Annotated in this window: 27 protein-coding genes and 1 pseudogene; 18 read left to right on the top strand and 10 right to left on the bottom strand. The window is 63.7% G+C overall.

Features of this window, described 5'->3' with window-relative positions:
- Positions 1 to 24: 24 nt before the first annotated feature.
- A complete protein-coding gene (locus ACNJYB_RS35280; RefSeq protein WP_439371232.1) occupies positions 25 to 723 on the bottom strand; it encodes a pirin family protein in 699 nt (232 codons plus the stop codon).
- A gap of 37 nt (positions 724 to 760) precedes the next feature.
- Complete coding sequence (locus ACNJYB_RS35275; protein ID WP_439371230.1) at positions 761 to 1,513, bottom strand: SDR family NAD(P)-dependent oxidoreductase; 753 nt, start codon at positions 1,511 to 1,513, stop codon at positions 761 to 763.
- A gap of 117 nt (positions 1,514 to 1,630) precedes the next feature.
- Between ACNJYB_RS35275 and ACNJYB_RS35270 the strand changes: the two genes are divergently transcribed.
- Positions 1,631 to 2,566 (top strand): LysR family transcriptional regulator, encoded by a 936-nt coding sequence (locus tag ACNJYB_RS35270; protein WP_439371228.1) that lies wholly within the window; start codon positions 1,631 to 1,633, stop codon positions 2,564 to 2,566.
- A gap of 118 nt (positions 2,567 to 2,684) precedes the next feature.
- Here the strand turns inward: ACNJYB_RS35270 and ACNJYB_RS35265 are convergent, their stop codons facing one another.
- Positions 2,685 to 2,942 carry a hypothetical protein gene (locus tag ACNJYB_RS35265; protein WP_439371227.1) on the bottom strand — a complete coding sequence of 86 codons (258 nt, stop codon included), beginning with the start codon at positions 2,940 to 2,942 and terminating at the stop codon, positions 2,685 to 2,687.
- Between the two features lie 144 nt (positions 2,943 to 3,086).
- Between ACNJYB_RS35265 and ACNJYB_RS35260 the strand changes: the two genes are divergently transcribed.
- Together ACNJYB_RS35260 and ACNJYB_RS35255 are read left to right on the top strand one after the other, a co-directional pair.
- Entirely contained in the window at positions 3,087 to 4,073 is a 987-nt protein-coding gene (locus ACNJYB_RS35260) for a tripartite tricarboxylate transporter substrate binding protein (RefSeq protein ID WP_439371226.1), read from the top strand.
- Positions 4,074 to 4,168: 95 nt separating this feature from the next.
- Positions 4,169 to 4,501: a hypothetical protein gene (locus ACNJYB_RS35255; protein ID WP_439371225.1), complete on the top strand. Its 333-nt coding sequence runs from the start codon at positions 4,169 to 4,171 to the stop codon at positions 4,499 to 4,501.
- Positions 4,502 to 4,507: 6 nt separating this feature from the next.
- Here the strand turns inward: ACNJYB_RS35255 and ACNJYB_RS35250 are convergent, their stop codons facing one another.
- Together ACNJYB_RS35250 and ACNJYB_RS35245 are read right to left on the bottom strand one after the other, a co-directional pair.
- Positions 4,508 to 4,975 (bottom strand): YbaK/EbsC family protein, encoded by a 468-nt coding sequence (locus tag ACNJYB_RS35250; RefSeq protein WP_439371223.1) that lies wholly within the window; start codon positions 4,973 to 4,975, stop codon positions 4,508 to 4,510.
- Positions 4,976 to 5,007: 32 nt separating this feature from the next.
- Positions 5,008 to 5,739: a haloacid dehalogenase type II gene (locus tag ACNJYB_RS35245; RefSeq protein WP_439371222.1), complete on the bottom strand. Its 732-nt coding sequence runs from the start codon at positions 5,737 to 5,739 to the stop codon at positions 5,008 to 5,010.
- A 537-nt stretch (positions 5,740 to 6,276) separates the two neighbouring features.
- On the opposite strand from ACNJYB_RS35245, the gene ACNJYB_RS35240 reads away from it, so the two are divergent.
- The 3 genes from ACNJYB_RS35240 (at position 6,277) to ACNJYB_RS35230 (ending at position 8,071) form a co-directional block, all read left to right on the top strand.
- Complete coding sequence (locus ACNJYB_RS35240) at positions 6,277 to 6,873, top strand: superoxide dismutase (protein ID WP_439371221.1); 597 nt, start codon at positions 6,277 to 6,279, stop codon at positions 6,871 to 6,873.
- 66 nt (positions 6,874 to 6,939) lie between these two features.
- A complete protein-coding gene (locus ACNJYB_RS35235; RefSeq protein WP_439371219.1) occupies positions 6,940 to 7,533 on the top strand; it encodes a hypothetical protein in 594 nt (197 codons plus the stop codon).
- Positions 7,534 to 7,573: 40 nt separating this feature from the next.
- A complete protein-coding gene (locus tag ACNJYB_RS35230; protein ID WP_439371218.1) occupies positions 7,574 to 8,071 on the top strand; it encodes a GlcG/HbpS family heme-binding protein in 498 nt (165 codons plus the stop codon).
- Positions 8,072 to 8,108: 37 nt separating this feature from the next.
- Here the strand turns inward: ACNJYB_RS35230 and ACNJYB_RS35225 are convergent.
- A pseudogene (locus tag ACNJYB_RS35225) lies at positions 8,109 to 8,272 on the bottom strand (haloacid dehalogenase type II); the annotation flags it as partial.
- A 117-nt stretch (positions 8,273 to 8,389) separates the two neighbouring features.
- On the opposite strand from ACNJYB_RS35225, the gene ACNJYB_RS35220 reads away from it, so the two are divergent.
- Together ACNJYB_RS35220 and ACNJYB_RS35215 are read left to right on the top strand one after the other, a co-directional pair.
- Positions 8,390 to 8,815, top strand: a complete 426-nt coding sequence (locus tag ACNJYB_RS35220) for a hypothetical protein (protein WP_439375807.1) — start codon at positions 8,390 to 8,392, stop codon at positions 8,813 to 8,815.
- A 186-nt stretch (positions 8,816 to 9,001) separates the two neighbouring features.
- Entirely contained in the window at positions 9,002 to 10,141 is a 1,140-nt protein-coding gene (locus ACNJYB_RS35215; protein WP_439371216.1) for an OpgC domain-containing protein, read from the top strand.
- Positions 10,142 to 10,481: 340 nt separating this feature from the next.
- Here ACNJYB_RS35215 and ACNJYB_RS35210 read toward each other — a convergent pair whose 3' ends face one another.
- The gene (locus ACNJYB_RS35210) at positions 10,482 to 11,366 is read right to left on the bottom strand and encodes an amidohydrolase family protein (protein ID WP_028180449.1); all 885 of its coding nucleotides are present in this window, start codon (positions 11,364 to 11,366) and stop codon (positions 10,482 to 10,484) included.
- A 342-nt stretch (positions 11,367 to 11,708) separates the two neighbouring features.
- On the opposite strand from ACNJYB_RS35210, the gene ykgO reads away from it, so the two are divergent.
- The 3 genes from ykgO to ACNJYB_RS35195 all read left to right on the top strand — a co-directional run bounded on the left by ykgO (position 11,709) and on the right by ACNJYB_RS35195 (position 12,966).
- Positions 11,709 to 11,834 (top strand): type B 50S ribosomal protein L36, encoded by a 126-nt coding sequence (ykgO, locus tag ACNJYB_RS35205; protein ID WP_006611362.1) that lies wholly within the window; start codon positions 11,709 to 11,711, stop codon positions 11,832 to 11,834.
- Positions 11,835 to 11,942: 108 nt separating this feature from the next.
- Positions 11,943 to 12,575, top strand: a complete 633-nt coding sequence (locus tag ACNJYB_RS35200; RefSeq protein WP_439371214.1) for a tetratricopeptide repeat protein — start codon at positions 11,943 to 11,945, stop codon at positions 12,573 to 12,575.
- Between the two features lie 124 nt (positions 12,576 to 12,699).
- The gene (locus ACNJYB_RS35195; protein WP_439371213.1) at positions 12,700 to 12,966 is read left to right on the top strand and encodes a hypothetical protein; all 267 of its coding nucleotides are present in this window, start codon (positions 12,700 to 12,702) and stop codon (positions 12,964 to 12,966) included.
- Here ACNJYB_RS35195 and ACNJYB_RS35190 read toward each other — a convergent pair.
- On the bottom strand, positions 12,963 to 13,145 hold the full coding sequence (locus ACNJYB_RS35190; protein ID WP_439371211.1) for a hypothetical protein: 183 nt from the start codon (positions 13,143 to 13,145) through the stop codon (positions 12,963 to 12,965). The genes ACNJYB_RS35195 and ACNJYB_RS35190 overlap by 4 nt on opposite strands.
- Before the next feature lie 329 nt (positions 13,146 to 13,474).
- Here ACNJYB_RS35190 and ACNJYB_RS35185 point away from each other — a divergent pair, with 329 nt between their 5' ends.
- Positions 13,475 to 14,431, top strand: a complete 957-nt coding sequence (locus ACNJYB_RS35185) for an alpha/beta fold hydrolase (protein WP_439371209.1) — start codon at positions 13,475 to 13,477, stop codon at positions 14,429 to 14,431.
- Positions 14,432 to 14,551: 120 nt separating this feature from the next.
- Here the strand turns inward: ACNJYB_RS35185 and cycA are convergent, their stop codons facing one another.
- Positions 14,552 to 14,947, bottom strand: a complete 396-nt coding sequence (gene cycA / locus ACNJYB_RS35180; protein WP_439371207.1) for a cytochrome c-550 CycA — start codon at positions 14,945 to 14,947, stop codon at positions 14,552 to 14,554.
- Positions 14,948 to 15,176: 229 nt separating this feature from the next.
- Between cycA and ACNJYB_RS35175 the strand changes: the two genes are divergently transcribed.
- The 5 genes from ACNJYB_RS35175 (at position 15,177) to ACNJYB_RS35155 (ending at position 21,215) form a co-directional block, all read left to right on the top strand.
- Positions 15,177 to 16,670 (top strand): FAD-linked oxidase C-terminal domain-containing protein, encoded by a 1,494-nt coding sequence (locus ACNJYB_RS35175; RefSeq protein WP_439371206.1) that lies wholly within the window; start codon positions 15,177 to 15,179, stop codon positions 16,668 to 16,670.
- 153 nt (positions 16,671 to 16,823) lie between these two features.
- Positions 16,824 to 18,062 carry an FAD-binding protein gene (locus ACNJYB_RS35170; protein WP_439371205.1) on the top strand — a complete coding sequence of 413 codons (1,239 nt, stop codon included), beginning with the start codon at positions 16,824 to 16,826 and terminating at the stop codon, positions 18,060 to 18,062.
- Positions 18,059 to 19,381: a glycolate oxidase subunit GlcF gene (gene glcF, locus ACNJYB_RS35165; RefSeq protein WP_439371203.1), complete on the top strand. Its 1,323-nt coding sequence runs from the start codon at positions 18,059 to 18,061 to the stop codon at positions 19,379 to 19,381. Before ACNJYB_RS35170 ends, glcF begins: the two co-directional genes overlap by 4 nt.
- A gap of 84 nt (positions 19,382 to 19,465) precedes the next feature.
- The gene (locus ACNJYB_RS35160; RefSeq protein WP_439371202.1) at positions 19,466 to 19,798 is read left to right on the top strand and encodes a histone; all 333 of its coding nucleotides are present in this window, start codon (positions 19,466 to 19,468) and stop codon (positions 19,796 to 19,798) included.
- 403 nt (positions 19,799 to 20,201) lie between these two features.
- On the top strand, positions 20,202 to 21,215 hold the full coding sequence (locus ACNJYB_RS35155) for a TorF family putative porin (RefSeq protein WP_439371200.1): 1,014 nt from the start codon (positions 20,202 to 20,204) through the stop codon (positions 21,213 to 21,215).
- Between the two features lie 224 nt (positions 21,216 to 21,439).
- Here the strand turns inward: ACNJYB_RS35155 and ACNJYB_RS35150 are convergent, their stop codons facing one another.
- Positions 21,440 to 23,203, bottom strand: coding sequence for an ABC transporter ATP-binding protein/permease (locus ACNJYB_RS35150; RefSeq protein ID WP_439371198.1), 1,764 nt, complete (start codon positions 23,201 to 23,203; stop codon positions 21,440 to 21,442).
- A 315-nt stretch (positions 23,204 to 23,518) separates the two neighbouring features.
- Here ACNJYB_RS35150 and ACNJYB_RS35145 point away from each other — a divergent pair, with 315 nt between their 5' ends.
- Entirely contained in the window at positions 23,519 to 25,183 is a 1,665-nt protein-coding gene (locus tag ACNJYB_RS35145) for an L-lactate permease (RefSeq protein WP_439371196.1), read from the top strand.
- Positions 25,184 to 25,218 lie beyond the last annotated feature (35 nt).

Here is a 25,218-nt window from a genome sequence, read left to right as displayed (position 1 = left end):
TGAGATGATCGGTCGTTTGAATCGTCAAGCCGCGTCGACGAGCACGAGCTCGGAGTCTTCGAGCGCCGTGATCTTCAGCCGGTCCTCGTCGCGGATCGCCGCGCCGTCGCGGGCGTTGACGCGCACGCCGTTGATCTCGACGGCACCCGCCGCGGGCACGAGGTAGAGATGCCGCGACTTCTGCGGCGCGTACTCGGCGCTCTCGCCCGCCTTCAGCGTGGTGGCGAGCACCCGCGCATCGGCGCGGATCGGCAATGCGTCCGTGTCATTCTCGAAGCCGCTCGCGATGGTGACGAGCTTGCCGGAGCGGTCGGCCTTGGGGAAAGGCTTCGAGCCCCAGGTCGGCTGTCCGCCGCGTTGCGTCGGCTCGATCCAGATCTGGAAGATCCGCGTCTGGGTCGGCTCGAGATTGTACTCGGAGTGGCGGATGCCGCTGCCGGCGCTCATCACCTGGACGTCGCCCGCTTCAGTGCGGCCCTCGTTGCCGAGGCTGTCCTGGTGCGTGATCGCGCCCTCGCGCACATAGGTGATGATCTCCATGTTGGCGTGGGGGTGGGCGGGAAAGCCGGTGTTCGGCGCGATCTCGTCATCGTTCCACACCCGCAAGGCGCCATGACCCATGTTGTTCGGGTCGTAATGGCTTGCGAATGAGAAGTGATGCTTGGCCTTGAGCCAGCCATGGTCGGCGCCGCCGAGCTTTGCGAAAGGTCTGAGTTCGATCATTTGCGTACTTCCTTGGGTTGGACGCGTGACGCCTTGTTCAGGCGCCAAACCCGCCGTCGATGTTGAGCACGGTGCCGGTGACGAAGGAGGCTTCCGGGCTTGCGAGGAAGACCACGCCGGCCGCGATCTCTTCCGCAGTGCCGAAGCGTTGCAGAGCGTGCTGCTTGCGCTGTGCGTCGGCGAATTCGCGGTCGTCGTCCGGGTTCATGTCCGTATTGATCGAACCCGGCTGCAGCACGTTGACCGTGATGCCGCGCGGTCCGAGGTCGCGGGAAGCGCCCTTGGTGTAGCCGACGATCGCAGCCTTGGTTGCCGCGTAGTCGGCGAGGCCGGGGAACGAGGCGCGCGTGGCAATACCGGAGCCGATCGTAACGATGCGGCCGCCTTCACCCATCAGCTTCGAGGCCGCGCGGATCGCGGCGACCACGCCGTGCACGTTGATGTCTTCCTGGCGTGCAAGTGCGGCGGTGTCGGTCGAAGGATCGTCGATCAGTCCACCGACGGCGACGCCGGCATTGTTGACGAGGATGTCCAACCGGCCGAAATCGTTGCCGACGCTCCTGACCAGTTGATCGACCTCCTTGGCCGAGGCTTGATCGGCCTTGTAGGCACGGGCCTTGACACCGCGGGCCTTCAATTCCGCGACGACGGCTTCCGCCTTGTCCGGCGAAGCGACATAGCTGATGGCGACATCCGCGCCCTGATCGGCGAGAGCGCGTGCGGATGCCGCGCCGATGCCGCGCGAGCCGCCGGTGACGAGGGCAACCTTGCCTGAGAGCTTCTTGGTCATTGGATTTCTCCATTCCGTGGATTTGCGATTGGCCTTGGATAAGCCTCGGCCTGTGGTATAGAAATAGAAACTGTTGAAACGCATTGTTTCCTGAAATTCACCGAGACGGGTTGATCGATGGCAAAACTCCCCGATTTCGAGGCGCTCGCAATCTTCGCAAAAGTCGTGGAGTTACGGTCGTTTGCGGGGGCCGCGAGCGAGCTGACGATGTCCAAGGCGACGGTGTCGAAAGCCGTGACCCGGCTGGAGGAGCGGCTCGGCGCCCGCCTGTTCAACCGCACCTCGCGCCGGCTCGCGTTGACCGATGCCGGCCACAAGCTCGCCGACCGGGCGACGCGCCTGCTTGCCGATGGCGAGGCGGCCGAGAACGAGGCGCTCGCGCAATCGGTCGCACCGCGAGGCCTGGTGCGGCTCGCCGTGCCCATGACGTTCGGCATCAAGGCGGTGGCGCCGCTGCTGCCGGAGTTCTTCAAGGCCTATCCGGAAGTCTCGGTCGATCTGCACTTAAGCGATGCGACCGTGGATCTGATCGGCGAAGGGTTCGACATGGCGGTGCGGATCGCGCGGCTGCCGGACTCCTCGCTGATCGCGCGCCGGCTCTTCACCATGCCGCGCTTCACGGTGGCGGCGCCGTCCTATCTGAAGCGTCACGGCCGGCCGACGCATCCGATGCATCTCGCCGAGCACAGATGCTTCAGCTACGCCTACATGTCGACGCCCAACATCTGGCATTACACCAATTCGGCCGGCGAGCAGGCCAGCGTGCGTCCGGGCGGCCCGCTCCGCGTCAACAACGGCGAAGCCGTGATGCCGTCATTGATCGCCGGCCTCGGCATCGCCGAGCTGCCCGAATTCATCGTCGGCGAGGCCATCTCTTCCGGCGCCGTCGAAGTGATCCTGAAGGACTGGAAGCAGGCCGAAGGCGCCGTGCACCTGGTGACGCCACCCGGCGGCCCGCGTCCCGCACGCGTCGAAGCGCTCGGCGATTTCCTCGCAGCCAACCTGCCCGGCACCTGCAAGCGGCGGCCGCGCGGGAAGGTGAAGGGAGCGTAGGGAGAGCGGTCCCGACTATCTCGTCATTGCGAGCGCGGCGAAGCAAATCCAGAGTGTCACCGCCGAGGGAATTCTGGATGGCTTGGTCGCAAGGGATCCTCGCAACGACGGCGTGTGGCTACGACACCTTCACGCCGTTGATCGCGACGATGCGGAGATTCGGCTTCAGCGTTCCCTCCAATCGCGTCTTCAACTCGTGGACACGCGGGTCGGTCGAGTGGGCCGCGCAAACCGCGTATTGATGGACGGACTTCGCCAGGGCCTGCCGCGCTTCCGGTGTTCGCGTCGCGTCCGGTTCCGAAAGCCGCAAGACGATCGCGGCGAGATTGACCAGCATCTCGTCCAGGGCGACGTCGATAGTCCCAAGATTGCACATCACTCCCTCCCGGCAAGGGCAACCCGCAGGTCCGCCGATGCGTTCCGCACCCGGTCGGACATGGTTAATGCCTGGTTAACGGCTTGTTATTGCCGGTCGCCACGCTAGGCTGGCCGGAGAAACAAAGAAAATCTGGGGAGGCACATGGATCGACGCGATCTTTTGCGCGCCGTTGCGGCAATGCCGCTGTTGCGGGCTGCTGTACCGGACAGGGCCCTCGCGCAAGCCTATCCGGTGCGCAACATCACCATGATCGTGCCGTTTCCGGCCGGCGGCCAGGCCGATCTCGCGGCGCGCCCCGTAGCGATGGCGCTGGAGCGGATCCTCGGCAAGCCCGTCATCGTCGACAATCGCGCCGGCGGCGGCGGCGGATCGGTCGGCAATGCCGCCGCGGCACGCGCCGAGCCCGACGGCTACACGCTGCTGATGACGCTGTCCTCGCTCGCGGTGCTGCCGGAGGCCGACCGGCTGTTCGATCGTCCCGTTGCCTACGAGGTCTCGCAGTTCATGCCGATCGCGCGCGTGCTGGCCGATCCGACGCTACTCGCGGTGCCGGCCTCGGCACCGTGGAAGACAGCGCAGGATTTCATCGAGGATGCGAAGAAGCGGCCGGGCCAGATCACCTACGGCTCGTCCGGCCCCTACGGTACGCTGCATGTGGCGATGGAAATGTTCGCAAACAGCGCTGGCATCAAGCTGCTGCACGTGCCGTTCCGCGGCGCCGGTCCTGCGCTCACCGCGTTGCTCGGCGGCACCGTGCAGGCGATCGCGGCCGCGCCCGGCACGCTGAAGCCGCAGGTCGACGACGGCAAGCTGCGCGTGCTCGGTAATTGCGGCGCGCAGCGCGTTGCGAGTTTCCCGGACGTGCCGACCTTCCAGGAGCTCGGTTACAAGGACGTCGAGATGTACATCTGGGCCGGCCTCTTTGCGCAGAGCTCTCTTCCCGCGCCGATCGTCAGCCGGCTGCGCGAGGCGATGGCGCAGGTGATGACGAGCCCCGACGTGCTCAAGGCATTCGAGACATCAGGCAGTCTCGTCGCCTATCAGGACGCGCCGGCCTTCTCCGAATTCGTGGCGGCCGACAGCGCGCGGCTGATCGCGGCGGTGAAGAAGATCGGCAAGGTGGAGTAGGTTCCGCATTGCCTTCACATTTTGTTGTTGGTTCAGAACCTGCCCGCGTCTCATTGTTTGATGAGAATTCGAGAGACTCGGGAAGGGATGGAACTATGCGAGCAGAGCGGATTGCGCTGAGTGTGGCGCTTGCGATCGGCGGCATCGTCGTCCACAGCGCTGCCTCCGCCCAGGAATATCGCGGAACCATGGAACAGCAGATGGCCTGCACACCGGATGTGTGGCGCCTGTGCAGCGACCAGATTCCGGACAGGAACCGTATTGTGGCTTGCTTGCAGCAGAACACGCCCCGCCTTTCGAGCGGTTGCCGCGCCGTGTTTCAGTCGAGCAACCAGGCGCAGCAGCCGGTGCCGCGCAACCGCGTCGCCCCGCCCCCGCGCTATAACAATGCGCCTCCGCCTCCGCCTTATTACGATGACGACGACTAGGCGGCTCTAGGATTTGTGCTCGCAGACATCGACCCATTCGGCCGCGGTCAACTCCGCCATGCGCTCGGGCGTGATGCGCACCGCGCTGTGGGTCGAGCCTGCGGCCGGCACCACCACGTCGAACGCTTTCAGCGACAGGTCGCAATAGACCGGCAGCGGCGCCTTCAGCCCGAACGGGCAGACGCCGCCGACCTCGTGGCCGGTGATGTCGGCGACTTCTTCCGGCCCCAGCATCTTCGGCTTGCCGCCGAACTGCGCCTTCACCTTCTTGTTGTCCATGCGCGAGGTGCCCGCGGCGACGATCAGGATCACGCGCTCGCCGATCCGCAACGACAGCGTCTTGGCGATCCGTCCAGGCTCGACCCCATAGGCTTCGGCCGCCAGCGCCACCGTCGCGGAGCTGATCGGGGATTCGATGACGGTGACGTCGGGGGCTTTCTCGGCGAAGAAGGCGCGAACAGATTCCAGGCTCATTCCAGTCTCTCGGGCGGGCGGCGGTACCTGCCCTAGATGATAGCTGGCAGCTCGGAGAGCGAGCGGACGCGGTGGTCCGGCGCAAAGCCGAGCTCGTCCATCTGGGTGCGGATCGCCTTGAACATTGTCAGCGGTGCCACGAGTTCGGTCTCGACGCAAGCCAGCGCCATCGCCTCGGGCGTCACCCGTTCGAGCCAGGCGACGTTCAGCCCAAACGACTTCGCGCCCGCCACGTCCCAGGGATTGGAGGACACGAACAGGACTTCGTCCGTCTTGGTGCCGAACACCTCCCCGATCAGCTCATAGGCCGCCGGGCTCGGCTTGAAGATCTTCTTCGCATCGACGCTGATGGTGGCATCGAGCAGGCCGTCGAGCCCTGAGTTGCGCACCAGCCCGTCCAGCATGTCCGGACTGCCGTTGGAGAGGATGGCGAGTTTTCGCGGCCTCAAGGCTGCAAGCGCGCCTGTTGCATCCGGATAGAGATCGAGATGTAGATATTTTTCGATCACGCGCTCGAAGCCCTCGCTCTCGTAGGCAAGCCCTAGCATGCGCAGCGTATAGGCGAGCGAGTCGCGGGTGACCGCGTCAAAATCCCGGTAGCGCCGCATCAGCGAGCGCAGCCAGGTGTATTCGAGCTGCTTGATGCGCCAGACCTGAGTGATGATCTCGCCATAGCCCGGAAACGCATCCTCGGTGACGTCTGCGACCGACTGGATGTCGTAGAGCGTTCCGTAGGCGTCGAAGACGACGGCTTTGATGCTCATTGGCTCGCTCCTCCGTGATATTTGCAGCGCGCACCGACAATACCGAAGCGGCCCGGCGCGCGACAAGGTCGGACCTCTCTTCAAGAAATCGTCACCCCGTTGACCTCGCCTGGCAGATTGACACGCCAGGCGGCAGAGCGCTTAATTCACGGCACGGGGATTTGCGATCTCCCCGCGAGGCGACATGCCCAAGCATCGCGTCCTGGTCACCAAGGACGCTGCATGTCTCCTTTCATCTCGAACTCATCAGCGAAATTGTCCCGTCAATTGGTGCCGCCAGCGCGCCGACCCATCGTCGATGTCCGTATCGACGAGGGCCGCGCGCTCCATTTGCGCGCGCGACAGGACAGCGAGCACCAGCAGCTGGCGAGCACGCGGGGCACGTCGGGGACGATGATGACGTGGAGGATTCCGTGACCACGAATACCCGACCGCCGGGACTTCGTCAGGGGCGTGGGGCCTGCTGCGGCATCGACCGCAATACTCACGGGGACGCAAGCCCTTGCGCACGTCAATCAGCCAACAGGAGCCCTGCCAATGACACACCAGGCCAAGCCGATGCCGTTCGACCCGAAATCCATTGCCGGCATCTCGGAGAAGGTGCTCGTGAGCCACTACGAGAACAACTATGTCGGCGCCGTAAAACGACTCAACGCGATCGGAACGCAGCTTGCCGAGCTCGACTTCGCGAAAGCTCCGAACTTCGTCATCAATGGCCTGAAGCGCGAGGAACTCGTCGCGTCAAACTCGATGATCCTCCACGAAATCTATTTCGACGGGCTCGGTGGTGCCGGCAAGCCGAGCACGGCACTTGCCGACGCCATCGCGCGCGATTTCGGCAGCATGGAGCGGTGGCGCGCGGAGTTCTCCGCCATGGGCAAGGCCGAAGGCGGCGGCTCCGGCTGGGTGATACTTTCCTACTCGCCACGCGACAAGCGGCTGGTCAATCAATGGGCCGCCGACCACACGACCACGCTGGCCGCCGGACGCCCCGTGCTGGTGCTCGATATGTATGAGCACGCCTATCACATGGATTATGGCGCCGCTGCCGCGAAGTATGTCGACATCTACATGGAAGCGATCAAATGGGACAACGCTGCAACACTGTACGATCAATACAGGCGGGAAGCTTAGATGCAAAAAATGAGCACAGCGCTCTCGGGGGCGGCGTTGTTCCTGTTGTTGGTGGGAGGAAACGCGATGGCAGAAACTGTGAACTTTGACAACGCAGCGGCCGGCGCAGCGCCCGAAGGCTGGACTCTGACGATGACGGGCCGTGGCCAGCCCAAATGGACGGTCGAAGTGGAGTTGACGGCGCCCAGCAAGCCGAACGTCCTCAAACAATCCGGTCAGGCGACGTTTCCAGTTGCGCTCAGGAACGGCATCAGCATCGTGGACGGGTTCGTCGAGGTCAAGTTCAAGGCGATCGCAGGCTCCGAGGATCGTGCGGCCGGTATTGTCTGGCGTGCAAAGGATGCCGACAATTACTATGTGGTGCGGGCCAATGCGCTTGAAGACAATGTCGTGCTCTACAAGACGAGCAAGGGTGTTCGCAGCGCGCTCGATATCGTCGGCCGGAAAGGCGGCTATGGCGTCAAGGTATCGGTGCCGTCGGGCCAATGGCATTCCCTGCGGTGCGAATTCGCGGGAAAGTTGTTCAAGGTAACGTATGACGGCAAGCCGATGTTCGAGGTCGAGGACCAATCGATCAAGGACGCCGGCATGATCGGCTTGTGGACCAAGGCCGACAGTGTCACCTTGTTCGACGACCTGACATACGGTGCGCTGAACTAGGCCAAAAGTCGGCGCCGGACCTGCTCACGTCGGAGAAGCCATGCTCGCTCGAACCCTGCTTGCGGCCACCGTCCCGTTGATGCTCGCGTACCCGGCAATGGCGCAGGAGCCGCTCGCGACCTACAAATCCCTGAGTCCCGAGCTGGCGCTTGACCTGGCCCGGGCATCGCTTGGCGATTGCCGATCGCGCGGGTACCAGGTCGCCGTCGCGGTCGTCGATCGTTTCGGGGGAACACAGGTGATCCCTCGCGACAGTTTCGCAGGCGCTCACACCGTTTCGACGGCTTCGGGCAAGGCGTGGACCGCAGCAACATTCAGGACCAGCACCACCGAACTGAATGCCGTCAGCCAACCTGGCATGATGCAGGCCGGTATCCGCAATCTCCCCGGCACGGTGATCATAGGTGGCGGATTGATTGTCGAAGCGGGCGGTTCGCTGGTCGGGGCCGTCGGTGTGTCCGGGGCGCCTGGCGGTGATGCTGACGAAGCCTGCGCCAGGGCCGGGATCGAGGCGATACGCGACAAGCTGGAGTTTTAGGGCTGCAGTTTTCGGGCCGGCTTGCCGCCTCAGAGACGAAAAGCCGCCAGCGCCGCATCAGCGAGCGCAGCCAGGTGTATTCGAGCTGCTTGATGCGCCAGACCTGCGTGGTGATCTCGCCATCGCCCGGAAACGCATCCTCTCGGTGAGCGAACCGTAGGCATCGAAGACGACGGCTTCGATGGGCGGCTCGCAAGCAATTTGCACCTCTTTCAGACCGATACAGTTTTTCGATACGATGAGTTTGGCCTTAAAGTGAGAAACCGACGTCCGGGGTCGGCGCAGGCAGCCCGGGCGTAGCTCGGAAAGCCCGCGGCGATGGGAAGACTGATTGGCGAAGTTGCTTCGAAGGGGATCAGAGCCGCGCGACAACGGTTGGTGCTCTGTCGCCTGATGATCGACATCATGAGAACCGTGCACGGAGCCTATGCTCCTGCAAGTGAGCCTTTTGGTAGCCGCTTGGAAATCTTCTTCATTGGGTTGTGCGTAGCTCTTGGTCAGTTTGAAGACAGGCCATTTTCCGTCGCTAAGATTGCGGCGTACATGCGTGTGCCCCGCACGACAGTCCTGCACAGACTGGAACGCCTGCGAAGTTGGGGTCTCGTTCATCGACAGGACCGTCGCTATTACGTCGACGAAAAGGCGCTCAATTCTCTCCTGGGCATGCGAAGCTATCAGCGCATCAGGGGGCTGCTCGACAAGGCTGCCGAGGAATTGACCGTTTTGGACACTTTGCCGGATTGACCGCAGCGCTCGAATGTCCAATAGCGGATCGCTTGACTCAACTGATTGTGCGAAGCCGGCAAAGCTCAATGCTGGTGCGCAAATTCATCTCCGGTGACAGCAAAAAAAATCAGCCTTTGAAGGTGACCAACTCACCTCAGTACCTCCAGCGGCAGGTCCATTTTGCCTGCTTGGGGGAAAAGCCGGATGCGCAACCAAATTACCATCCCGAGGTTGGCTGTCGGCGAACTGTCGGAGCTGAAAGGCCAGGGCCGCGACCTGCGAATAGATGCCTGTCGGGGCGTCGCGCTGTGGTGCATCTTTCTTGACCATGTTCCCAACAACATCGGAAGTTGGCTGACGCTACGGAACTACGGCTTCAGCGATGCCGCCGAAGCATTCATGTTCATTTCCGGCGTAACCTGCGCGATGGCCTACGGCAAGGCATGGCGCCGCGAGGGCTGGACCGGAGTGATCATCCGGACGGTGCGGCGAAGCTGGGACATCTATGTCGCATTTCTGTTGCTCACGCTCGCTTGCGCCATCCTGGTTCACGTTGCAGGCGGAGGCCGCCTTGCTGACGAGAGCAATACGCGCATTCTACTGGACGATCCGGGCGCGACGCTCGCGCGCACGGCGATCCTGCAATACCGTCCGGTCAATACCGACGTGTTGCCGATCTTCGTGCTTTTTCATCTCTCGTTCGCGCCCTTGCTGTGGCTGCTGCTGCGTCTGCCGAACGTGACGCTTGGCGCCTCGCTGGCGCTCTATGCGCTGGTGCATATCTTCGGCTGGACCGTCACTGCATGGCCCAACGGCCACTGGGCCTTCAATCCGCTGGCCTGGCAGCTGCTGGTTGTACTTGGCGCCTGGTGGACGATCGCGGGCGAGAGAGTGCTGCCGTTTTTGATGTCACGCACAGCTCTTACAGTTTCAGTCTTGTATCTGCTGCTCAGCTTGATCGTCGTCTTGAGCTGGCACATCAGGCCCCTGGAAGCAGTAATTCCGCAGCTGCCGAAGCTGCACCCCTTGGACAAATCGAATCTCGATCCATTTAGACTGCTGCATTTTTTGGCCATGGCGGTCTTGGCGGCATGGTTCATGCCTCGCAAATGGCCAGGGCCGATGACGCCGGTGATGCGCGGTGCGATCCTCTGTGGCCAGAACTCGCTACCAATCTATTGTCTCGGCGTCCTGCTGTCGTTCGCTGCCGATGTGGCGAGGCACGACATCTCGGACGGGCTTGCGATGCAGTTAGCCCTTAGTCTCGGTGGCATCGTGGCGATGATCGCGACTGCAACGCTGCTGAACTTGCTCGACATCAAATCCAGACAGCAACAACGATAATTTCAACGCTGCGATTAGGGAACGCCTATGAGAACGAAGCGCGTCGACATTGGCGAGATCACGACATTGCAGGTGCGGGGTCGGTTGGCAGCCACCTCTCTGACGCCTGATTTAGGTGTTCGTCGATGGGGCCCGGCGCAGGTCTGGGGTCTCGTTCACCTCTCCCGCTCGCGGGAGAGGGGCGCGTCCCGGGCGATGCGAAGCATCGTTTCGCGCGACGGGTGAGGGCTTCCTCCTCTAGGGGATTGTCCCGGTGTTGAAACACGCTCTCCCCGACCCGCTCCCGCAAGCGGGAGAGGGGTGGGACTCCGTTGGCAACCTGATCTCATTACGCTTTAGCCTAGATCCCCAGCAGCTTCCGCGCGTTCGCTTTCAGCACCTTCGGCCGGATCTCGTCGCGGATGTCGATCTTGGCGAAATCCGACAGCCAGCGGTCCGGCGTGATCACCGGCCAGTCCGAGCCGAACAGCATCTTGTCCTGCAGGATCGAGTTGATGTAGCGCACCAGGATCGGCGGGAAATATTTCGGCGACCAGCCGGAGAGATCGATGTAGACGTTCGGCTTGTGGGTCGCGACCGACAGCGCCTCCTCCTGCCAGGGGAAGGAGGGGTGGGCGAGGATGATCTTGAGGTCGGGGAAATCGGCCGCGACGTCGTCCATGTACATCGGGTTGGAATATTTCAGCCGCATGCCCATGCCGCCGGGCATGCCCGAGCCGACGCCGGTCTGGCCGGTGTGGAACAGCGCGATCGCGCCGCCATTGTTGATCTCTTCATAGAGCGGATAGGCCATGCGGTCGTTGGCGTAGAAGCCCTGCATGGTCGGATGGAATTTGAAGCCGCGCACGCCGTATTCCTCGATCAGCTTGCGCGCCTCGCGTGCCCCGAGCTTGCCTTTGTGCGGATCGATCGAGACGAACGGAATGAGGACGTCGAGATGCTCGGAGGCGACCTCCAGCATCTCGTAATTGTTGTAGCGGCGGAAGCCGGTCTCGCGCTCGGCATCGACAGGGAAGATCACCGCGGCGATGTTCTTGGAGCGGTAATAGGCCGCGGTCTCCGGCACGGTCGGCGGATGCTTGTTCGGCGACTTGAAGTATTCCGCCATCTGCGCCTGGAAGTCGTCATAGCCGTCGTCGGGATGGCAGCCGCAGGGCTCCTCGGCATGGGTGTGGATGTCGATGGCGACGACATCGTCGATATTGGGCAGCTTGAGCTTCGGCATTGGTTTCCTCCCGACGGGTTGCCGAATTGATTATATGATATAACGAATTTGGCAAGGCGTTGCTGGAAGCAAAACCGCAGGCCGCAAGAGTCGTTGCTGCGCCTGGCCTCTGATGAGGAAGATCGGGCCGATCCGGCCGCTTCTACTGTGCATGGGGTTGTTTTCGCGAAATTGCCGGTTCGGAACCGGGCGGTTAACATTGACATGACCTCCCGCCATGCCTTAAGAACCGCCCCGTCCCGGGCGGTCGGTCCGCCGGCGGGCAAGCTCTCATTTTGCCACATTCGCGCGTGCCGAAACGGTAGTGCCGAACACGGCCTTTCGAACGTTCAGGATTCTGCCATGAAGGTCCGTAACTCGCTGAAATCGCTGCGCGGTCGCCATCGCGCCAACCGCCTGGTCCGCCGCAAGGGCCGGGTCTATGTGATCAACAAGGTGCAGCGCCGCTTCAAGGCTCGCCAGGGCTAAGCTTGCCCTCGCGCTCGCCTGTCGCGCGCCCCGCAAGACCACGGTCTCACACGAGTTTGACGCCGCCTTTGCTTTGCAAGGGCGGCTTTGCGCGTTTACACTTTCGCCATGGCAGTGAGATTCCGTTTCGCGCATACCCTGTGTCTGACCCTCGCGCTGGGAACCGCCGGGCTGGCTCCAGCCCTGGCGCAGCAGATTGAGCCGCCCGGCAAGCAGAAGAAACTGCCGGAGGCCCCGTCCAAGCTGCCCAAGGTCGACCGCAGCAAGAATCTCGATTTCCTGTTCGGCGCGCTGAAGGCGGCGCCCGACGAGGCCAGCGCCAAGCATGTCGAGGCGCGAATCTGGGCGATCTGGCTGCAGACCCCGAGCGACACCGCTTCGCTCTTGATGTCGCGGGCCAAGACCGCGGTCGACGCGCAAAAGATCGACGTCGCGATCAAGCTGCTGGATTCGGTGATCAAGCTCAGGCCCGATTACATCGAGGCCTGGAACCGGCGTGCCACGCTCTATTACATGCAGAACGATTACGGCCGCTCGCTCGCCGACATCCGCGAGGTGCTGATCCGCGAGCCCCGCCATTTCGGCGCGCTCGCCGGCCTCGGTATGATCATGCAGGAGGTCGGGGACGAGAAGCGTGCGCTCGAGGCCTACCGCAAGGCACTCGCCGTCAATCCTCACCTCGAGAAGATTCCCGATCAGGTCAAGGCGCTGACCGAAAAGGTCGAAGGCCGCGACATCTAGCCTCGAACTCGATCAGTTGTTGAAGGAACGCAGCGTCTTCGGATTAACCAAGATCGCAGGCGCGGCGTTTCGAGGTCTATTGCCGGCGTCGCCACTGGCTTACCTGCATCGCAGGAGCACAGCCATGAAGCGCTTGATCTTTGCGGGTAGCTTGCTGCTCGCGTCGGGAACGATGAGTTTTGCCGACGGACTGTTCTGGGTGGTCGGCAATCGCGCCACCGGCAAATGCGACATCGTGACCAGCAATCCGATCATCATCGGCGATATCTGGTTCGGCGACGGTCCCTACAAGTCCAGGGCCGATGCCAAGCTTGCCCAATCTACGATTCGCGCCTGTCCGGCGCCCGCCTCCGACGAGGAAAAGGCCGACGACAGCACGAGCCAGGACTAGTGCAGGACGCTGCTGCCGCGCTCGGCGAGGTCGCGATCCGCAGCCGCGGCGTAGGCCTTGGCAAGCTCCGCCTCGAGATGCTCGTTGATCAGGAGCAGCGCCCGCACGGCACCGCGCAGGTCACCGTTGCAGCTCGCGACGATTTCGTCGATCGCAGTGTCATTCGATCTGAAGTTCATCGACATTCTCCGGTTCAAACCAGGACAATTCCCGCCGGCCTGTCCCGCATCCCCCGAAGGCTGCAAGGAGGATCGGCGCCCACCCGCGCCTAAATGGCGGAACCGACCGTGGCGATTATATGGAAGCCGCGATGACGGTCGCATGAAGCTGGTCCGAAGCTTGCGTGTCGCAGGGCAATATCATTGATTCCATTTGTTTTTCCTGTTTGGCAATTGTGGACATATCCACAGCCCCTTAATTTCTGTGGAAGTGCCGAAAGGCCCGGGGCGAAACTGCCACGCGCCACGCTCGTAATTGTGAAGTGCCCTGGATCGCCCGGATTCGCTCCATGATCGTGATGTCAGTCGTGACGGCGCTGGTTCTGCTGGCGCTGGTCACGCAGGCGGGTGTCCTCGCCGTGCAGCGCGCCTTTCCGCCGCAGGGCCGCATGATCGAGGTCGATGGCGCCGTGCTTCACGTCGTCGACATCGGTCCGCGCGAAGCCGGCCTGCCGATCGTGATGCTGCACGGCGCGAGCTCCAATCTCGAAGCGATGCGGCGTCCGCTCGGCGACCTCCTCGCCCGGGACCACCGCGTCATCCTGATCGACCGTCCCGGCCACGGCTGGAGCACGCGCGCACGGCGGCAGGATTCGACGCCCGAGGTCCAGGCGCGGATGATCGACGAGGCGCTTCAAAAGCTCGGCATCGCGCGTGCGGTCTTCGTCGTGCATTCCTGGAGCGGCGCGCTCGGCGCGCGGATCGCGCTCGATCATCCGGCCCGCGTCGCCGGCCTCGTGATGCTGGCGCCCGTCACCCATCCCTGGCGCGGCGGCGTCGGGCGCTACAACGAGCTCATCGCAACGCCGGTGATCGGCCCGCTGCTCGCCTACACCATCACGCTGCCGCTCGGCTATTTCGTCACCGAGGCCGGCGCGCGCAACGTGTTCCTGCCGCAAGTTATGCCGGATGGTTTCGTGCAGGATTCCGCGACGCCGCTGTTGCTGCGCCCGCGCGAGTTCATCGCCAATGCCAATGACCTGGTGACGCTGAAGGAGGCAGTGCTCGCGCAGGTCGCGCGCTATGGCGAGATCAAGGCGCCGGTCACGATCATAGCGGGCGAGCCCGACAAGACGGTGAAAACCAGCATCCACGCGCGCCCGTTTGCAGCATTGGTGCCGAATGCGAAGCTGCTCGTGCTGCCCGATCTCGGCCACATGGTGCAGAACGCGGTGCCGGATCTGGTGAAGACGGAGATCGAGACGATGATCGGAAACATCGCCCCGGCGCCGGCAGCCGCCGGCTAAGGCGTTTTCGAGCGGCGTGGGTACCTTCTCGCGAGAAGAAAGCGCGTCAAAAACAAGCAGCCGGCGCTTCGGTTCTGATCCGATCAGAACCGAAGCTCCGGCGGGCGCCGTTCGCGCCGCTTACTGCTTGATCTTCCCGTCCTTGTCGAACTGCGAGATGAAGGCCCAGAGATTGTTGATCTCGGTCTCGTTCTTGACGCCGGCGAATGCCATCTTGGTACCGGGAATCTTGGCCTTGGGGTCCTTGATGTATTCCTTGAAGGTCGCTTCGTCCCAGGTGATGCCGGAATTCTTGTTCGCATCCGAATAGCTGTAGTCCGGCGCAGTTCCCGACTTGCGGCCATTCAGGCCGTTCAGCTCGGGGCCGACCTTGTTCTTGGCGCCTTCGCCGATCGCGTGGCAGGCCAGGCACTTGTTGAACGATGTCTTGCCGGCCGCGACATCCTGCGCCATCGCGGCGGGTGCGGTGGCAATGACGGTGAGGAGCGTCAGCGCGCCGAAAGTCAGTTTTGTCATAAGGGTGCTCTTCGTCTCTTCCCGGGTCAGATGGAGGGTCGTGGTTTTCGCAGGTCCGGTGCAGGTGGACAAGCCGCGAAACCTTGACAGGTTTCCCGATAGCCGACTTGCCCCAGAGAGAACTTGCGCTGCAACAAAGCAATGCGACCTGCGGAGGACCCTACCCAAAGAGGGCAAGACATGATTGATTTGCCGGGACAATTTCCTCCGTCGGACGAAGGCTTCTAATATGGCCATCATGATGCCCGCGAGCGACCAGAACGTGCTGGCGCGTCGCAGCGAGATCGTCGCCGCCTTGCGTGCAATCGTGCCAGGTGAAGGCGTGATCGACAGTGCCGCCGAGATGAGGGCCTATGAATCCGACGGGCTGACCGCCTATCGGCAGCCGCCGATGGTGGTGGTGCTGCCCGATACGACCGAGCAGGTCTCGCTCATCCTGAAATATTGTGCCGCGCAGGGTATCAAGGTGGTGCCGCGCGGCTCCGGCACATCGCTATCCGGCGGCGCGCTGCCGCTGGAAGACGGCGTGCTGCTCGGGCTCGGCAAGTTCAAGCGCATCCGCGAGATCGATTTCGACAACCGCGTCGTTGTCACCGAGCCCGGCGTCACCAACCTCGCGATCAGCCAGGCGGTCGCGCATGCCGGCTTCTACTACGCGCCCGATCCGTCCTCGCAGATCGCCTGCTCGATCGGCGGCAATGTCGCCGAGAATTCCGGCGGCGTGCACTGCCTGAAATACGGCATGACCACCAACAACGTGCTCGGTTGCGAGATTGTCCTGATGAGCGGCGAGATCCTGCGCATCGGGGGCAAGGGGTGCGAGAACGCCGGCTATGATCTGATGGGCGTCATCACCGGCTCGGAGGGGCTGCTCGGCGTCATCACCGAGATCACGGTGCGCATCCTGCAGAAGCCGGAGACGGCGCGCGCGCTGATGGTCGGATTCGCGCAAGTCGAGGCGGCCGGCGAATGCGTGGCGCGCATCATCGGTGCCGGCATCATTCCCGGCGGGATGGAGATGATGGACAAGCCCGCGATCCACGCGGCCGAAGCTTTCGTCCATGCCGGGTATCCCCTCGATGTCGAAGCGCTGCTCATCATCGAGCTCGACGGTCCCAAGATCGAGGTCGACGAGCTGATCTCGCGCGTCGAGACCATCGCAAGAGACTGCGGCTCGGTGACGCTGCAGATCTCCAATTCGGAGGCCGAGCGCAACCTGTTCTGGGCGGGCCGGAAGGCAGCGTTCCCCGCCGTCGGCCGCATCTCGCCCGACTATCTCTGCATGGACGGCACGATCCCACGCGGCGCGCTGCCGAAGGCGCTGGCGCGCATCCGCGAACTCTCGGAAAAATACCAGCTCGGCTGTGCCAACGTGTTCCACGCCGGCGACGGCAACCTGCACCCGCTGATCCTCTACGATGCCAACAAGCCGGGCGAGATCGAGCGCGCCGAGGCTTTTGGCGCCGACATCCTGCGCGCCTGCGTCGAGTTCGGCGGCGTGCTGACCGGCGAGCACGGCGTCGGCATCGAGAAACGCGACCTCATGGGCGACATGTTCACCGAGATCGATCTCAACCAGCAGCAGCGGCTGAAATGCGCCTTCGACGCACAGGGCCTGCTCAATCCCGGAAAAGTGTTTCCGACCCTGCACCGCTGCGCCGAGCTCGGCCGCATGCATGTCCATGCGGGGAAGCTGGCGTTCCCGGACATCCCAAGGTTCTGAGCGGCATTGAGTGCCCTCTTCCAGGGCCGGGGAGGGCAGGCGCATATGGCCTTTCGTCAGCGGGTGGTGCGTGCGTGAAGCCGCCTTTGGGATGAGAGGCTCGAGCGTCGCGCGAATTGATTTCCGACGCGAATTTCGCTACCGCCTTTTCCCGTGGATACGCTCAAGGTCAGAGACGCCAAAGACGTCGAAGAGGTGGTGCGCGCGGCGATTGCCAATGAGCAGCCGCTCGAGATCATCGGCCATGGCAGCAAGCGCAGCATTGGCCATGCCATGGCGACCAATGCCCTGCTCGACATCTCCGCGCTCAATGCCGTCACCTCCTACGAGCCCAACGAGCTGATCGTGACGCTCCAGGCCGGCGCGCCGCTCGCTGACGTGCTGTCGCTGATCGACGCCAAGAACCAGCAATTCGCCTTCGAGCCGATGAACACCGCACCGCTGCTCGGCACGCCGGCGCTGGGCACCATCGGCGGCATGATCGCAGCCGGGCTTGCCGGGCCGCGGCGCATCCGGGCGGGCGGGGCGCGCGATCACCTGCTCGGGGCGCATGCCGTTTCCGGTTTCGGCGACAGCTTCAAGACCGGCGGCAAGGTGGTGAAGAACGTCACCGGCTACGACCTCTGCAAGCTGCTCGCGGGGTCCTGGGGCACGCTGTCGGTGATGACCGAGGTCACGCTGAAAGTGATGCCGAAGCCGGAGGCCGAGCGGACTCTGCTGCTGCGCGGGTTAGATGATGCCGCCGCCAACAAGGCGATGACCGCGGCGCTGGGCTCGCCGTTTGACGTCTCCGGTGCCGCGCATTTGCCGAAATCGGCGTTTCGGGCCAGGACAGACGGGCTTGGCGACATTGCAGGTCAGGGCGAGGCGCTGACCGCACTTCGGCTCGAGGGCATCACCGCCTCCGCCGCCCACCGCGCCGGCTCGCTGCGTGAATTGCTGACGCCGTTCGGAACCGCAACCCTGATCGAGGACGCGGCGTCGTCCGCGCTGTGGGCGACGCTGCGCGACGTGCTGCCGTTCGCGGCCGGCGGCGCGCTGGGGGCCTGGCCGGTTTGGCGGATCGTCTGCCCGCCGGCCTCCGGCGCGGCGCTCGGGACGCAATTGGCGCGCGAGACCGGCGGTGACGTGATCTATGATTGGGGCGGCGGCTTGATCTGGGCCGCGTTGCCGCCGAAGCGCGACGCGCATGCCCCGGTCGTGCGTGCGTGCGCGAATGCGGTCGAGGGTCACGCCACGCTGATCCGGGCGGCCGAGGATGTCAGGCGCGAGGTCGATGTATTCCATCCGCAGGCGCCCGGCATCGCGGCCCTGAGCGAACGGGTACGCGCCAGTTTCGATCCGAAGACGATCTTGAACCGGGGACGTCTGACGCGGGGCGCTGCGGCATGAAGACCGAATTCTCGCTGGCCCAGCTCGCCGACCCCGATATCGCGGAAGCCGACAAGATCCTGCGCGCCTGCGTCCATTGCGGCTTCTGCACCGCAACCTGTCCGACCTATGTGCTGCTCGGCGACGAACTCGATAGCCCCCGTGGCCGCATCTATCTGATCAAGGAGATGCTGGAGAAGGACCGAGCCCCGACGGCCGAAGTGGTCAAGCATGTCGACCGCTGCCTGTCGTGCCTGGCCTGCATGACGACCTGCCCCTCCGGGGTGAACTACATGCACCTCGTCGACCAGGCCCGGGTCAGGATCGAGCAGCGCTACCGGCGTCCGCTGGCCGAGCGCCTGCTGCGCCAGGTGCTGGCCTTCGTCCTGCCGGACCCGCAGCGTTTTCGCATCAGCATGTGGCTGGCGCGGCTGGCCCGCCCGCTGGCCGTGTTTCTGCCGACGCCGCGGCCCTCGGCGACTCCCGGCCTGATCCAGCGCCTCAAGGCGATGCTGGCGCTGGCCCCACACCGGCTGCCGTCACCGGGACCGCTCCCGGGCAGCGTGTTCGCGGCCCTCGGCAAGAAGCGCGGCCGGGTCGCGCTGCTGCAGGGCTGCGCCCAGCAGGTGCTGGCGCCGCGCATCAACCAGGCCGCCATCAGCCTGCTCACCCGCCACGGCATCGAGGTCGTCCTGGTCAGGGACGAGCAGTGCTGCGGCGCGCTGACCCATCACCTCGGCAACGACCAGGATGCATTGGCGCGGGCGCGTGCCAACGTCGCGGCGTGGAGTGCGGAGGCCGCCGGCGAGGGGCTCGACGCCATCCTGGTGACGACCTCCGGCTGCGGCACCGTGATCAAGGACTACGGCTATCTGCTGCGCGAGGATCAAGCCTTCGCAGCCGACGCGGCGAAGGTGTCCGCGCTCGCCAAGGACATCACCGAATACGTCGCCGGCCTCGGATTGGAATCGACTGCACGGCAGGACAACATCGTCGTCGCCTATCACTCCGCATGTTCGTTGCAGCACGGACAGAAAATCACGGGGCTTCCGAAAGAATTGCTTTCCAAGAATGGATTCGTGGTGAAAGATGTGCCCGAGAGCCATTTGTGTTGCGGCTCGGCGGGGACCTACAACATTCTCCAGCCCGAGCTTGCGGGCCGGTTGCGCGATCGCAAGGTCGCCAACATCGCAAGCGTCAAGCCGGACATGATTGCCGCGGGCAATATCGGTTGCATGGTGCAGATTGCCAGTGGCACGTCAGTTCCGGTCGTACACACGATTGAGCTTCTCGATTGGGCTACGGGCGGGTCGCGGCCGGCACTGAACGCGCAAGTTTGAGCTTTCAGAGCCTGAACTTTCCTCCCGAGGTGACGTCTGAAGGCGCCCGATCGACCATTGTTCGGCGGCAACAGGAGGACCACGATGGCGAAAGCGAAGAAGAAGAAAAGCAAGAAGGCCAAAAAGGCCAAGAAGGCTGTAGCGGCGAAGAAGGCGACGAAGAAGAAGGCAGCCAAGAAGTCCGCGAAGAAATCTGCCAAGAAATCTGCGAAGAAGGCCGCCCCGAAGAAGGCTGCCAAGAAGGCGGCGGCCAAGAAGGCTGCACCGAAGAAAGCCGCGAAGAAAGCGGCACCGAAGAAGGCGAAGGCAGCTCCCGCGCCGAAGCCATCAGGTCCGGCGCCCGAGCCCGTCGCCGAGACGAGCTGGGCGATGCCTTCGTCTTCTGCGGAACCGACGCCGGTCGAGGGGCAGGGCTAGGCCGAGGGCCCTATCTCGATCTCTTGGAATATCTGCAAGCAGAAAGGCCGTGGCGGTGACGCTGCGGCCTTTTTGCATCGCTGCATGAGGAGCCGCGAGCCGTCCCTCTTCAGCCGAAATGATTCGTGGCGCCGGCGCCACGTGGCCGGCGGCGTCCGTACTTGCACGGGGCCCCTATGCACTTTGTGATGCAGATAATGTGATCCAGAAGCCACACAGGCTGACAACCTTTCGTGGAAACCTCAAAACGCCTAAAAAGTCGGCAGATGCTCGCGCTTTTTGCTTCACCCTTCGCGTCCGTCGATCCAGATTGTCGCAGTAACGCAATTTTGCAGACAGGTCGCATGCCCCGGGGGCTTCCGGGCGCCGACTGGCAAGTACGAACGGGTAGATGGGGATCGAAATGAAAAAAGTGGCTTTGTTGGCAACGGCGCTGGCAATGGTGACGACGGGTTCGGCTTTCGCGGCCGACATGGCAGTGAAGGCCAAGAAGGCCCCGCCGGTGGTTGCTTTCGATCCCTGGGATATCGCTTTCGGCGGCGCAATCATGAGCGACTACATCTTCCGCGGTATCACCCAGTCGAACCACAAGCCCTCGGTCGCGGCCTATTTCGAGCCTCGCTACAACGTCACCAAGGACCTCCAGCTCTATGTCGGCGTGGCCGGTGAGAGCATTTCCTTCCCGAACCGGGCTGCGGCCGAAATCGACGTCTACGGCGGTATCCGCCCGACCTTCGGTGCGTTCGCCTTCGACATCGGCGTGTGGGGCTACCTGTATCCGGGCGGCACTTGCTACTTCGGCGCCCCCGGCATCGACAACGCCGGCGTCTTCCAGGGCGCCGAGTGCGCCGAGAAGGCCCTGCTCAACACCAACGTGATCAAGAAGGACCTGAGCTTCTTCGAAGTCTACGGCAAGTTTACCTACACCGTGAACGACAACTGGTCGTTCGGCGTGAACGAATACTACACCCCGAGCTATCTGAACTCGGGCGCCTGGGGCAACTACGCCTCGATCGTGGGCAAGTATACCGCGCCCAGCACCGTGTTCGGCTCCAGCGGCGTCGGCATGTATGTGTCGGGTGAGTTCGGCCGTCAGTGGCTCGGCACAACCGACAGCTTCTACGGCGTGCCGGCCTTCCCGAACGGCATCAAATATGCCGACTACAACACCTGGAACATCGGTATCGGCTTCACCTACAAGGTCATGACGCTGGATCTGCGCTACTCCGACACGGACCTGTCGAAGGGCAATTGTAACGCCTTCACCAGCGACTGGTCGGCACGCGGCAACATCACGGCCTCGAGCGGCACCTTCGTGACCGCGATCAATCCGACGGGCGTCGGCTCCAACTGGTGCGGCGCGGCCGGCATCGCCAAACTGTCGTTCGACCTGACGGCGATGACCAACCTGAAGTAAGTTTCGTCTCGGGACTACTCACGAGGGCGGCAGGGCAACCTGCCGCCCTTTTGCTTTGAGGATGCAGAGACGGGGCGGGGCCGTGAGACGACTAGTCTAGTCCAAGCTGAGTTTGGGGCTTCAAATGCGAACCGGCAGGGCGCCGCGGCTGCCTCACACTCCCTCATTGGCGAGCGCAGCGAAGCTGGGCGGTCTGGACAGCCGGCGAGGGACGCCCCTGCGCCTCAGCGCGCCGCCGTCGGCTCCTTCTCGGCGGGCGCGGCGGCATCGCCGAGAACGTGGATCTCGCCGTCCTGCACCATCGCCACCTTGCGGGTGTGGAAGACATCGAGTGTCGAGCGGTGGCCGATCGAGACGATGGTCGCCTGCGGCAGCTTCTCCGCCAGTAGCCGGTACAGCCGCGCCTCGGAGGGCTCATCCAGCGACGCCGTGGCCTCGTCCAGGAAGAGATAGTCGGGTGCATGCAGCAGGGCGCGGGCGAGCCCGAGGCGCTGCTGCTCGCCGAGCGACAGCATCCGGTTCCAGTGACCGTCCTCGTCGAGCCGTCCGGCGAGATTGGGCAGCCCGACCGCAATCAGCGTGTCCCTCACGCGCGCGGGGTCGAATGCATCACGCGTTGCCGGATAGACCACGCCATCGCGCAGCCTGCCGACGGGGAAATAGGGGCGCTGCGGCAGCATCATCAGCCTGGCCTTTTCGGGAACGAGGATGGTCCCGGTGCCGAACGGCCAGATGCCCGCGATGGCCCGGAACAGCGTCGACTTGCCGGAGCCGGACGGACCGGTCACCAGCACGCGTTCCGAAGGCTGGATAGCAAAGGCATCGGCGGCGACCAGCGGCGTGCCGTTGGGCAGGTTCACGCAGAGCTGCTCGAGGGCGATGATGCGGCTGCCGCCCGCAGCCCTGAGGGCAATCGCAGGTTCATGCGCCGGCAGGTTTGCGGAGGAAGCGACCGACATCTCGAAGCCGTCGAGGCGCGCGACGATCGAGCGCCATTCCGCCAGCGACCGGTAAGCCGTGACGAAGAACGACAGTGCACCCTGCACGCTGGAGAAGGCGGATGCGGTCTGCATCATGTCGCCGAGTTGAATCTTTTTGGCGAAGAAGGCGGGGGCCACCAGCACATAGGGAAAGATCACGGCGGCCTGCTGATAGCTCGCCGTGAACGCCGTGAGCCGCTTGGTCCGGCTCATGATGGCGTACCAGTTGCCGATCACGAAGCCGAAGCGATCCAGCAGCCGGCCGCGTTCGGCGCCTTCGCCCTTGAGCAGCGCGATCTGCTCGGAGTTCTCGCGCACACGGACGAGGTTGAAGCGGAAGTCGGCCTCGTAGCGCTGCTGCTCGAAATTGAGGTTGACCAGCGGGCTGCCGATCCAGTGCGTCAGCGCGGTGCCGAAGATCGCGTAGATCAGTGCGCCCCAGCACAAATAGCCGGGGATCATGAGGTCGGTGCCGAACAGGTGCAGCGGCGCAGCGTTGGAGAGGCCCCAGAGAATGATCACGAAGGAGAACAGCGTCACGATCGAGGAGAGCAGGCCAAGCCCGATCGTCAAGGTCTGCTCGACGAAGTTCTTGACGTCCTCGGTGATGCGCTGGTCCGGGTTGTCGGCCGCATCGCCCTTGAGCTGCATGCGGTAATGCGTGGCGTTCTCGAGCCATTCGCCGAGATAGTGCCGGGTCAGCCATTGCCGCCAGCGGATCTGCAGCCACTGGTTCAGGTACAGCTTGTAGACCGCCAGCGCGATGTAGGTGAACGCGAGGGCGACGAAGATCCAGATCTGCGTGACGAACGCGTCCCAGTCGCTCGCCTGCAGAGCGCTGTAGAACCTGTTCTGCCACTGGTTCACCAGCACGTCGATCGCCACCAGCGCCAGCTCCATGGCAACGACGGCGCCGAGCAGGCCGCGGCCGGCCCATTTGTCCTCCGATCGGAAATAGGGGATGGCGATTCGCCAGACGATCGCGAGCGTGGCGCGGATGTTGTTCACAGAGCTCTGTCTCCTCGAGGGGATGTGCACAAATGCCCTGAGCCAAAGACTTGAGGCAATGACGAAAATGGGCGCGCTTAGACTAAAGTCGCAAGCTGTGCAATTTGCGTTGGCTTGTCGCAGCTTGCAACCCTAGCATGGGCGTAACGGCGCGGGGCGGGGGTGCTTCGGGGTTTCGCGAGCTTGTGAGCGGAGGGGAACCGCCGCATTCGCGAGGAATTCGCGTCCAGCTCGGGGGTTATCGCTACCAGCGAAAAGCAGGATTGGCTCTCCACGCGGGCCGTCTGCCGCAAACATGCGTGGGGGAGGAAGATCATGTGGAATCAAATTTATGATCCGCTGCACAGTCCGGTGCTGTCGACGATCGCGGCGGCGGTCCCGGTCGTCACGCTGCTGGTCCTGATCGCGAGCGGGCGCGTCCAGGCGCATATCGCGGCCGTCGTCGCCGTGATCGTGACCAACCTGATCACGATCTTCGTTTTCACCATGCCAGCGAACATGTCGATCCGGGCCTCGGTGCTGGGCATCGTGACCGGCTTCTTCCCGATCGGCTGGATCGTCCTCAACGTCATCTTCCTCTACCAGGTGACGGTGGCGACCGGGCGCTTCGAACTCCTGAAGCGTGCGGTCGGCGGGGTCACCGAGGACCGGCGGCTGCAATTGCTGCTGATCGCGTTCTCGTTCGGCGCGTTCTTCGAGGGTGCTTCGGGCTTCGGTACGCCGGTCGCGATCACCGGTGCCGTGCTGATAGGCCTCGGCTTCTCGCCGCTCGCGGCATCGGGTCTGTCGCTGATCGCCAACACCGCGCCGGTCGCCTATGGCGCGCTCGGCACGCCGATCCAGGGGCTTGCCTCGGTCACCGGGCTCGATCCCTACATCCTCGGCGCGATGGTCGGCCGGCAGTTGCCGTTCTTCTCGCTGATCGTCCCGTTCTGGGTGGTGTGGGCGTTCGCGGGCTGGAAGGGCATGAAGGACGTCTGGCCGGCGATCCTCGTCACGGGCGTGTCGTTTGCGATCCCGCAATTCGTGATCTCGAACTTCATTAATCCGTGGATCGTCGACATCGGTGCGTCGCTGATCTCGATGGGCGCGCTGATCCTGTTCCTGAAGGTCTGGCAGCCGAGGCAGCTCTGGCTGTCGCCGGCGCTGCGCGGCCACGATGAATCGGCGGCCACGATGGGGGCGGCAAAGCCGCTCGACAAGACGCCGCTGACGCAGAGCGAGATGTGGAGTGCGCTGCTGCCGTGGATCATCGTCTGCATCGTGATGCTGATCTGGGGCAATGGTGCGTTCAAGACCTGGGCGAACTCGATCTTCGTCTGGAACTATCCGGTGCCCGAGCTGCACCAGATGATCAACAAGATGCCTCCGGTTGCACCGGCGCCGACCAAGGAAGCCGCGGTGTTCAGCTTCACCTACCTGTCCTTCACCGGCACGGGCATGCTGATTGCGGCGATCATCTCGGGCTTCCTGATGGGCGTCGGTCCCGGACGGCTGCTGACCGAATACGGCCGCACCATCCGCCTGTGCGCGATCTCGCTGGTCACGATTTCGGCGATGCTCGCGATCGGCACCTTGACGCGGCTCTCCGGCGTCGACGCCACGCTCGGTCTCGCCTTCGCCGCAACCGGCGTGCTCTATCCCTTCTTCGGCACGCTGCTTGGCTGGCTGGGTGTGGCGCTGACCGGATCGGATACGTCGTCGAACATTCTCTTCGGCAACCTCCAGAAGATCACGTCTCAGCAGTTAGGTCTGTCGCCGGTGCTGATGGCGGCGGCGAACTCCTCCGGTGGCGTGATGGGCAAGATGATCGACGCGCAGTCGATCGTGGTCGCCTCCACCGCGACCAACTGGTACGGCCACGAGGGCACCATCCTGCGCTTCGTGTTCTGGCACTCGATCGTGCTGGCATGTCTCGTCGGTGTGCTCGTGACGTTGCAGGCCTATGTCTGGCCGTTCACGACGCTGGTCCTGCAGTAACCGGCGGCGCTGCGACGCCAATCCCCGCGAGGTTC

It is taken from the genome of Bradyrhizobium sp. SMVTL-02 (assembly GCF_051853005.1).
Taxonomy (GTDB): domain Bacteria; phylum Pseudomonadota; class Alphaproteobacteria; order Rhizobiales; family Xanthobacteraceae; genus Bradyrhizobium.
Note: the sequence above shows the minus strand (reverse complement) of the source record. Positions and strands in the feature narration are given on the sequence as shown.